This window comes from Oleiphilus sp. HI0066, from assembly GCF_001635725.1.
The window spans coordinates 1-704 of record NZ_LWFH01001831.1; the positions used below are offsets into that span (position 1 = coordinate 1).

1 protein-coding gene is annotated in these 704 nt (G+C 47.2%); it reads left to right on the forward strand.

Annotation, left to right across the window (positions count from 1 at the left end; genetic code table 11):
- A partial coding sequence (locus A3738_RS28430; protein ID WP_156504566.1) for an FAD-binding oxidoreductase occupies positions 1 to 704 on the forward strand: 704 nt, incomplete at both ends.

The window sequence follows — 704 nt, forward strand, 5'->3', positions numbered from 1 at the left end:
GCGTTGGCGTGGTCATGACATCATTAAAGAACGCGTTCAAAAATATAATATCGATTGCGACCTGAAATATGGCCATTTACATGCAGCTTATAAACCAAGCCACATGAAAGAACTCCAAGCAAGTTACGACTTAGCTCTCGCAAATGGCATGGGAGACCAGGTCAAGCTTCTACTGAAGAACGATATTCCTGACTACCTAGAGACAGAGATCTATCACGGCGCGCTCTACAATAAAAAGAACATGCATCTGCATTCTCTCAATCTATGCTTGGGAGAAGCTGCTGCGGCTCAACAACTAGGCGTACAAATATTCGAGAACACACTGGTTGTGGACATCAAGCAGGGCCAACGCCCTCAAGTTATTACCGAGAATGGTGTCGTCACAGCAAATACCGTCTTGTTAGCCGGCAACGCTTATCATCGTCTTCAACGTAGCAAAATGAGTGGAAAGATCTTCCCGGCGGCAGGAGGTATTGTTGCTACTGAGCCCTTGGGCGAGTTAGCTGAGCAAATAAACCCGAAAGATCTTGCTGTGTATGATTGTCGTTTCGTGCTCGACTATTACCGCATGACAGCAGACAAACGTCTCCTATTCGGAGGTGGCGCAAATTATAGCGGCAAGCCTTCACGAGATATAGCTGCTGAATTAAGACCTGCGATTGAACGCACCTTCCCTGCCCTCAAAGGCGTTGGCATCGACTATC